At 68.3% G+C, this 8491-nt stretch carries 10 protein-coding genes; 2 read left to right on the forward strand and 8 right to left on the reverse strand.

The annotated features are described in order from the left end of the window. Window positions 1-1145 precede the first annotated feature (1145 nt). The 5 genes from CLV43_RS46840 to CLV43_RS46855 form a co-directional block, all read right to left on the reverse strand. Window positions 1146-2051 (reverse strand): hypothetical protein, encoded by a 906-nt coding sequence (locus CLV43_RS46840; RefSeq protein WP_146175173.1) that lies wholly within the window; start codon window positions 2049-2051, stop codon window positions 1146-1148. Continuing rightward, window positions 2029-2400 carry a hypothetical protein gene (locus tag CLV43_RS47525; RefSeq protein ID WP_146175174.1) on the reverse strand — a complete coding sequence of 124 codons (372 nt, stop codon included), beginning with the start codon at window positions 2398-2400 and terminating at the stop codon, window positions 2029-2031. Before CLV43_RS47525 ends, CLV43_RS46840 begins: the two co-directional genes overlap by 23 nt. Window positions 2401-2569: 169 nt before the next feature. Further along, the gene (locus CLV43_RS46845) at window positions 2570-2869 is read right to left on the reverse strand and encodes a restriction endonuclease subunit S (protein ID WP_146175175.1); all 300 of its coding nucleotides are present in this window, start codon (window positions 2867-2869) and stop codon (window positions 2570-2572) included. Window positions 2870-2996: 127 nt separating this feature from the next. Continuing rightward, window positions 2997-3971 (reverse strand): hypothetical protein, encoded by a 975-nt coding sequence (locus tag CLV43_RS46850; protein ID WP_106197054.1) that lies wholly within the window; start codon window positions 3969-3971, stop codon window positions 2997-2999. Beyond that, window positions 3964-4524: a hypothetical protein gene (locus CLV43_RS46855; protein ID WP_106197055.1), complete on the reverse strand. Its 561-nt coding sequence runs from the start codon at window positions 4522-4524 to the stop codon at window positions 3964-3966. The genes CLV43_RS46850 and CLV43_RS46855 overlap by 8 nt, the downstream gene beginning before the upstream one ends. A 151-nt stretch (window positions 4525-4675) precedes the next feature. Between CLV43_RS46855 and CLV43_RS46860 the strand changes: the two genes are divergently transcribed. Together CLV43_RS46860 and CLV43_RS50575 are read left to right on the forward strand one after the other, a co-directional pair. Then, window positions 4676-4936 (forward strand): DUF1883 domain-containing protein, encoded by a 261-nt coding sequence (locus tag CLV43_RS46860; RefSeq protein WP_106197056.1) that lies wholly within the window; start codon window positions 4676-4678, stop codon window positions 4934-4936. A gap of 380 nt (window positions 4937-5316) precedes the next feature. Next, window positions 5317-5751 (forward strand): transposase, encoded by a 435-nt coding sequence (locus CLV43_RS50575; protein WP_425445813.1) that lies wholly within the window; start codon window positions 5317-5319, stop codon window positions 5749-5751. Here the strand turns inward: CLV43_RS50575 and CLV43_RS50305 are convergent. The 3 genes from CLV43_RS50305 to CLV43_RS46885 all read right to left on the reverse strand — a co-directional run. After that, window positions 5686-6174 carry a hypothetical protein gene (locus CLV43_RS50305; protein ID WP_106197058.1) on the reverse strand — a complete coding sequence of 163 codons (489 nt, stop codon included), beginning with the start codon at window positions 6172-6174 and terminating at the stop codon, window positions 5686-5688. The two genes, CLV43_RS50575 and CLV43_RS50305, sit on opposite strands and share 66 nt — an antisense overlap. A gap of 87 nt (window positions 6175-6261) precedes the next feature. Continuing rightward, entirely contained in the window at window positions 6262-8160 is a 1899-nt protein-coding gene (locus CLV43_RS48360) for a hypothetical protein (protein ID WP_170156319.1), read from the reverse strand. Window positions 8161-8197: 37 nt separating this feature from the next. Further along, window positions 8198-8491 (reverse strand): hypothetical protein (locus CLV43_RS46885; RefSeq protein ID WP_245887553.1); only part of this gene is annotated, 294 nt, incomplete at its 5' end.

The raw sequence follows: 8491 nt of genomic DNA on the forward strand, positions 1-8491 counted from the left end.
CTGCTCGCTCCGCGACCCAACCGCCGCGCTCCGCGCGCGGTCCTCCGTATTCGCGAATCCCTTGCTACGCAAGGAACTCTGCTCATTCTCACTATCCATAGTGGAGACTCTACTACGAAAACCCGTTGCTACGCAACAGGTTTAACAGTGTCTACTATGGACTCATTGCTAAGCAAGACAATCAGTCGCATACAGGAAACTTGACACGTGGGGTGATTGCAGTGATTCCCTTGCTACGCAGCAGAAATACACGAAAAGCACAAAGTATCACGCATGCTGAAAACACGCTTTCCATTGCTAAATAAAGGTTTCAGACCGAAAGGTGACCCGGTTGAATCTCCGGTGATCATCTCTGGTATGAGCGCGCTCCGCGCGCCGAAGAACCGCGAGCGGGGACCAGAAGCAGGCTCCAGGACCCGCTCCGCGGGCACGTCGAGGCCGCGGAACAGGGACCGTCCCACCGACGCCCCCGAACCCGTTCGCCACCCTCCGAACCCCTTCTGAAAAGGCACGAACCCGAGCCACAACGAGCACCAGGACCACCCCGGCAACCGGCACCAGGGCGCCGTGGCGACGCACCGACCCCCTCTCCCACAGCCCCGACCTGCGCACCGTGCACATCCACCGCCAAGTGCACCGCACATGCCTCAACCACCAGCACACCCACGGACTACCGAAGTCACAGAGTCCGGAAGTAAGTACCTCACCCCGCGGGCAACCGCCCTGCAACACCACACTCGAGGGTGCTCTGACCATCACATGTCACGTCCCCGACGTTCGACCCCACCACGGCGAGCACAGGCGGGACGGGAACCGCGAGCCCAACCAGACGAGCCCGCTCCGCGAGCACCAGGGCGCCCTCGATCACCACCAGGACGCCGCCGACCACGCCCCTCCTTCCCCGGTCGGGCCTGTACCGGAACCGCGGACGCCTAGGCCGACCAACCACACGCCCCCAAGGCACCGGTAGCCGAGCTGCAGCCCACCAACCGGCACGAGGCACCGCCGTCCACCACTCCGGCAACCGCGGGCACCAGCAGATCAGTACCTCAGCACCTACTGACCTACACATGTCACGTCCCCTGCCCGGACGCCAGGCCCACAGACCACCACCAAGCCCACAGGCAACTCACAGACTCTGGAACTCACGTACTCCGGAAGTCCCGGCACACCCCGCCCCTCGCGCACGAGGTCGAGGGGGCGCACAAGGAGGGTTCATGCTGGCGTGGGCGCTCGCCGGGGCGTCCTCGCAGATCATCAGAACGGCGCAGCATCTTGGTCCAGGCCGGACAGATTCCACCGTTTCCCTCCGACGGCTGTTCTTCGGCGGAAGCCCGCCGCGAGGGTGCCCATGCCAGGAACCTGGTCGTGGCGGGAATGGTCGCGGTGACCATGCGCCTCCCTGAGCCCGCCTCAGACTCGGGTTCTTGTTCGTGCCAGACCACGTCCGGGTGCCAGATCAGGATCTCGGGCGTGCCGATTCGGGCATCCCCGATCGTCAGGATCGTCGATTCGATCCTCACCCCTCTGGGTTGGATACTTTCAGGTGAGGCCAGCGGCGGTAGTGTGCGGTCCCACTGCACGCCCCTGGCCTCCCATAACATCCGGGTCTGCCGCAGCCTCACTCCGTCAAATACCGACACCAGTTCGGGCAGAGCTCTAATCTCCTGACCGGTCAGCACTTCCAGTGCCACAAAATTGTCGTGCAGTGCCACCACAGCCCGCAGCTCCGCCAGCATCCATGGCGTCACAGGCTCCACCTCGTGCGCCAGAAACATTTCGCCCTGCACGCGGAAGGTCATCGTTCGCGCCTGGTGCATCGCCAGCAGGAAGGTGTGCGCAGCCAGCTTGGTGTGCCATGCGCTGCCCACGACGGACAGTTCCCCTGGCAGGGCCGTCATGATGTCGTCCCCGATTCGGAAGGGGAGGTCGAAGACGACGCTGCCTGCGACCAGGACGTGCCACAGGGCGCTGTCGTCATCGATCTCGCGGTGGATCACGGCCACGTCGTAGGCGGCCGTGATCGCGTCATCGGCGTCGGCCAGTTCCACGCGGGCGTGGTTGGCGGGGTTGGTGCGCGCGCGCTCGGTAATGGTCAGCCGGGTCCAGTCTCCGCCCGGCTGCTCCAATGGTCCGGGTAGATCCGGCGGCATCGGAGTCCGGTGCCGCAGTGTAGACAATGCCTTCGTAGACGATCTCCGTCGCGTCCACCACCACGTCCTGCTCCCATGCCCGCTGCTCAACTGCCGCGATCCCCTCGTCCTGAAGCCGTTTGATCAGCCGCAACGTGATCACCGCAAGCGCGGCCAAGCGGGATAACACGCCGACCGCCGCGAGGTAACGCTCGTTCAGCGAGAAGTCCAGGGCCTTTCGCTTCCAGCGGTGGGCGTCCGCGTGCACGAGGTCGGCGTACAGCCATCCGGCGGCCAGGGTGGCGTCGGAGACCTGGTCGGTGGTGTTGCCACCGTCGGTGTCGTAGGAACGCAGGGCGTATGCCTGGACATCCTGGCTCAGCGTGTTGTAGGCCCAGGCCTTCCGCAGCTCGTCGAGCTCCTCATGTCGCTCGGTGTTAGCGGAGGGGAAAGCATCCAGCAGGCGCTGCAGCGCGTCGAGGACCGTGGTGTGGAAGATCGGGTTCCGAATCCACGATCAAGGGGCGGACACGAGCGGCCAGTGACTCGAACACTTCTTCGTCCGGCGGCAACGGGTGTCTGATCGTCGCCAGGCCGTCTACCGACAGGTGCATGTTCATGCTGCCGGTCGGGAACTTGGCAAAGATCTCCTGCTTCAGCAAGGAGTGGGCTTCAATGCGTCGCGTACGCACCACGAACCGCGCCAGCACCTCCTCATCCGGGAGTACCTGTCTCACCACTCATGACCTCCTCAACCACCAATAGCCGCAGATCAGTGGGCTAGCCCGGCCGCATCCGCCGGTGTCGGTGGATGCGCGGCAGGTCGTCCGCGATCAGCCACACCCCGTACCTGGCAGGGGCTGGCTATCTGCTTTGTCGGGAACGCGCACACCGACGTAACAACCGGTCGTACTCCTGCGCTCCGCCGGTGTCGTCCGGGCGCTGTCCCAACGCAAGAACGGGGTCCTCGATGTGGTGCATCAGGCGGTAGAGGACGACCTCGACCGCAGTGTCCAACCACTCCTGGGTGTTGTTGGCGGGAGCGGTCGGGCCCAGCACGCGGTCGAACCAGATGGGCATCAGCAGGTCGTCGCGCAGGATCTCGCCCAACCGGGTCCTGATCTTCTTGGCCAGGGTGCTGCGGGCCTGCAGGCCCTTGGTGTGCGGCGCGACCGCGAGGTTGTGCTCCCTACGCGCGATGGCCAGGTCGTCAGTCGAACGCTGGGCAGTCGCGGTCGCCTCTGTCAACTGCTTGCGCAGTGTGGCGGCACTGTCGATGGCGGTCTTCCACTGCTTGATAGCTGCGGCGTAGGCCGTGCCGTCCTCAAGTGCCGCAGCCGCCGCGGCGGCTGCCTTGGCGGCCGTGACCGCAGCCCGCAGGCTCTGGTTCCTCTGTGCCCGCAGTTCGCCAGGTCGGCCGATGCGCTCGACCAGCATTGCCTCCAGGTGGTCTGGCAATAAGCGCTCGCTCGCCTCCAGCCCGCCCTGTACCTGCTCGACCAAGTCCCGCACGGTCGTGGGCCACCGCTCCAGGTCGGCGGAAGAGGTGCCGCCCGAGGCCTTCAAGCGGCGCTCGACCAGCAGCAGCCGGGTCTGCAACGTCTGCAGGGACATCCCGGAGTCCTGCGCGCCCCCGGCAATGTCGTCGACGCGCGACTTCAGCAGTTCGAGGGTCTCGGTGACCTCGTGCAGGGTGTGGTCGCCGACCCGGCGTTCGAGTTCCTCGAGTCGATCGTGGTGCTGGGTCTCCTCGCCCCAGCTGCGGAATCCGGTGACCCGGTCCAGCCGCTCGGTCAGTTCGTCGATCCTGGTGCCGAGTTCGTCGAGGGATTCATCCACGGCTGCCTCCCGTACCCGCCTTGGTGGACTGGTCGAGCTTGCCTGTGGCCGCGGCCGCGCCGAGTGCGCTGAGCACCGTCATCGGAACGGCACCCAGCAACCACCACGGCGAAAGCGCGGACAAGCCGGTCAGGACGAGTCCGGCGACAGCGAGCAGGGCCATCTGAAACCGGTCGTCGGCTTCGGTGCCGACCGGCTTGTCGAGGTCAGGGGCAGGGGCAGTGGCCAGAGCCGCGCCGACGATCAAGTAGACGACCAACAGGAGCAACAGCCCCCGACCGAACCAGCCCAGAAGGCAACCCACTCCCCCCACGAAGCCCGCGGCGATCGTAATCAGACCGAGGATCCGGGTGCGCGGGGCGTGCACGGCGTTGGCGGCCTGCCTCAGTTGGCGCGGTAGCGCGGCTCGACATCGTGTGACAGCGTTCAAGGCGCCTGTCACACGGGTTATCAACTCCTGTTCCTGCTCGGTGCCCAACGCGGCTTCCAGCTGGTCGGCGAGCAGTGCCAAGCGCTGCTGCTCGCCACGTAACTCGGCGCGAGGATCTTCCACGGTCGAAACGACTCCATTCGCTCGGCTCTACAGAGGGCAACACTGCGGTAACGCTCTGTCTTGCACTGTAGTCAGGAGAACCGACAATCCGACGCGTGGAACGATCACCACAGCGGTGCACGGGCTGTGCGTGATCGGCTATTAATGGTGTATGGAGCACCTCTACTGGGACCTCGGGCCGTACGCGGGCGGCACCTGCTTCGAGGTGACACTGCGTGGTTCGAGCGCCAACGTCTGCCTGCTGGATGCCGAGGAGTACCAGGCTTACCTCGACGGCGACGAGTACGAGTATCACGGCGGCTTCCAGGAGATCACCCCGTTCGTCCTGGAGGTGCCCTACGACGATCACTGGTACCTCGTCGTCGACGGCAACGAACGAAGAATCAAGGTCACGTTCACCGAGATCGACTAGCCCGCCCCGCCACGACCTCACCAGTGCCATCCCGCCCCCTGGCAAAACTCGCATGGCTCCTCGGCTCGTCGATCCCAGCCCATGTCACAGTCCTGCACGCAGATCGTGGCGCCGTCCGGCGGTTCGGTGATATCCATGTCGCCGACGATGAGGCGCCGGTGTCACCGACCCACCCGAGGCCTGCGGGCCGGGCTCCTGATCGATCTGGAAGGCACGCACTCGAGACGGCCCCATTGGCCGCGCTTTGCCGCAAGGGCGATGCGGTCAAGCCGCACCGCCCCGCGTTCGCACCAAGAACTACCGGTGCGGCCGTGAACGCAGCGACCGCTAGGCCTGTCCTCAAAGCAGGTATCTGTGATCTGCTTTGATCTTGTCCCGTGGTGCGTAGGCATGAGTTGACCGACGAGCAGTGGCACACGATCGAGCCGTTGTTGCCCCCGTCGGGTGTGAACGGGCGTACGCGGATGGATGACCGGCGAGTTCTCAACGGGATGCTGTTCAAAAGCACAGCCGGGCAATCTCCTCCCCGGCTACGGCGGGCTGACGACACATCCGGCACCAGCCCACCTGACACCGGTACCCGCAGAACGCTCACAGCCACCACCCCGTCCAGCGGTACAGGCCGAATGGTCTCGTGCGCTCCGGCTACCCGCCAGCGAACACGGCGGACGATCACGAACACCACAAGGATGGGACAGCCGAGTCACGAACTCCGGAAGTACCCGGCTTCGGAAGTTTCGGGACATCCCTTAGGGGGTGACGTCGACGCCGTGGTCGTACTGGTCGACGGCCAGGGTGTCTTCCAGGCCGGGTGAGTAGGCGGTGAGGGCGGCGGTGCTCAGGGCGTCGGCGGCGGCGGGTAGGGAGCCGGTTTCGAGGTGGGTGGCGACGGTGGCGAGGTCGCGGGCCAGGGCGGGGTCGACGGTGACGGGGCCGATGTGGCGGGTGCCTTCGTGGTGGCCGTCGTAGGTGACGGCGACGGCGCCGAAGTCGATGGACTGGGCGGTGCGCAGGCGTTGGGCGGCGGTGAACAGGCGGTTGGCCAGGCGGGCGACGATGTCGGTGCGGGAGCGGGGCAGTTCGGCGGAGAGCCAGCGGCGGGCGGTGCGTTGGCTGATGCCGGCCTGTTGGGCCAGCCAGCGGGAGGCGCCGGTGCCGTGTTCGGCGCGGATGGCTTGTTGGGCGTGGGTGATGTGGGCGTTGAGGGCGAGGGTGTCGACGACTTCGGTGAACTGCATCAGGGGTGTCCTCGGCGGAGGGGGTGGCGGCGGGGGCGTTATGCGAGGGGGCGGGGGTGTGCGGGGCGGGGTTATGCGAAGGCGGGGTTAGGCGGAGGTGGCGGTGTCGGAGGCGGTGATGGCCTGGCGGAGCAGGCCGACGCGGCCGGTGCGGTGGGCCTCGACGATGGCGGGGGTGACCGGGGCGACGCGGTTGCGCTTCCACTTGCCCGGCTGCGGGCTGAAGGTCAGCGAGGCGGGCTCGACCGGGGTGTCGGCCAGCAGCCAGTAGGCGTCCTTGAGGGAGCCGAGCACGACCGCGCCGTCGTTGCCCACGGCCTTGTCGATCGCGCGGGCGGCGTTGGCCACTCCTTGGGCGACGAGCATGTCGTGCCAGTCGGTGCGGCAGGTCGGGCCGCGGTTGTGGGTCTTGCTGCGCAGGTAGCCGCCGAGGTAGCGGGTGTAGACGTCCTTGACGACCTTCAGGGCGAGCGCGGCGGCGGGGTCGGTGGGGGCCGCGGCGGTCAGGGCGGCGCGGCCGTTGGCGAACATCTCGCACCACACCGAGAGGCGGCGGCCGGCGGTGGGCCAGGTGATCGCGGCGGCGATGTCGAGGGGGGTGTGGTGGTCGCGGTGCAGGTAGGCCGCGATCGGGGCCGGCAGCCATGCCCCAGGGGCCAGGCGTGGGAGGGCGTGGCGGACGTGGGCGGGGGTGTGGGCGAGGTCGGGGGCGGTGGCGAGTCGCAGGTAGCCGGGGCGTTTGAGCAGGGCGGGCAGCTCGGCGGGGTCGACGTGGTCGAGCTCGACGGGTTCGCCGTCGCCGAGGTCGACACTGCGCGCGGCGGCGAGGTACTGGGCGTTGACGTCGATCTCGGTGACCACCTGGCCGGGGGCGGGGGTGGTGTCGGGGTCGACGAAGGACAGGGAGCGCACGAGGGTGCGGTCGCGGCGGGAGAGCTCCTCGACGCGCTCGGAGCGCAGGGCGGTGGGTTTGGTCATGGCGCCGTGCATGCCCATGAGCCAGTGGTAGGCCGACACACCGGTGTGGCCTGAGGAGCTGACGAACCGGCAGGGCTCGTCCTTGGCGGTGACGGTGGCGTGCCAGGCGTCCAGGGCGGCCTTGACCACGGTGTCGGGGGGCGTGGGGGTCTGGTCGCGGGCGGTGATGCGGCGCACGGCGCGGGTGAAGTCGGACAGTTCGGTCGCGGGGTCCTGGAAGAAGGTGCGGACCGGGGGGCGACGGACGGTGCCGCGCGCGGTGGGAGTCGGGGTGGTGGGAGGTGTCTCGGAGGGGGGTGTGGTCGGTGTGGTGGGGGGTGTTTGTTGTGCGGTGGGTGTGTGCGGCGAGGGGTGTGGGGGCTGGGGGGCGGGGGGTGGGGACGAGGCCGCGGGTGGCTGCGGTGGGGTCTGGGCGGGCGAGGGGGTCCCCGGTGCGGAGGCTGCCGCGTCGGCGGGCGGTGGGGCGGCGGGCAGTGCGGGGGCTGGTGGGTCGGTGGGTGTGGGGACGGACGCCGCGTGGGAGGGCACCGGTGCGGCGGCCGCGTGGGTCGTGGACGACGGTGCGGACAGGGTGGCCGAGGCGGCGGACGGCGGCGTGGTGAGGCCCGGGGTGGTGGGTGAGGTGGTAGCGGAGGGGGCGGGCGGGGCCGTGCCGGAGGACGCGGGTGGGGTGGTGGCGGCCGTGGTCGCGGGGGTGGTGGGGGTCGGGTGCCAGGCGCGGGCGTGGCAGGAGTCGTGGCCGGGGTCCTCGGTGGTGGGGCGGCCGCACCACAGGCAGGGGGTCGCGCCGTCGGGGGCGGGGGTGCCCAGGGCCTGGAGTTGTTGCAGGGTCTGGGCGGCGCGGCGGAGCTTGTCGATCGTGTCGTCCCAGGGGCCGGTCCACCGGCCGTACTGGATCCCGCGGCGGAGGTCGGTCGCGGCGGCCAGGACCGAGGCGTCGGCGGTGTAGACCAGCCGGTGGGCGTCGGAGTCGACCCCGGTGTCGGGGGCGGTACTCGTGGGAGACACAGGCACTACACCGTTCCGTGTGGGTTGAGCAGGCAACTTACAGAGTATCAAGGGGTGTCGGGTCGGGGATCAGGGAGGCGCGGAGCTGGTCCTCGGTGTCGCCGCGCAGGTCGTCGGCGTGGGCCAGGAGCAGGTCCACGGCCAGGCGTACGAGGGTGTTGGGGGTGATCCTTTCCCCCTTGGCCTGTCGGTCGGCCATGACCTGTCGGGAGAGGCGGTTGAGGGCGTCGATCTGGTCGGGGCGGAAGCGGCCCTCGGTGCGTACGAGTCTGCGGTAGAGGGGGAGGTCCTCGGTGCCGGCGCGGTGACGACGACCGGGAGGGGGGTGGGT

It is taken from the genome of Umezawaea tangerina (genome assembly GCF_003002815.1).
Lineage (GTDB): Bacteria > Actinomycetota > Actinomycetes > Mycobacteriales > Pseudonocardiaceae > Umezawaea > Umezawaea tangerina.

Bases quoted from the DNA above. Each gene is read 5' to 3' on its own strand.
- CLV43_RS46860 (WP_106197056.1), top strand. From the start codon at position 4,676: ATGGAGCACCTCTACTGGGACCTCGGGCCGTACGCGGGCGGCACCTGC.
- CLV43_RS50305 (WP_106197058.1), bottom strand. From the start codon at position 6,174: ATGCAGTTCACCGAAGTCGTCGACACCCTCGCCCTCAACGCCCACATC.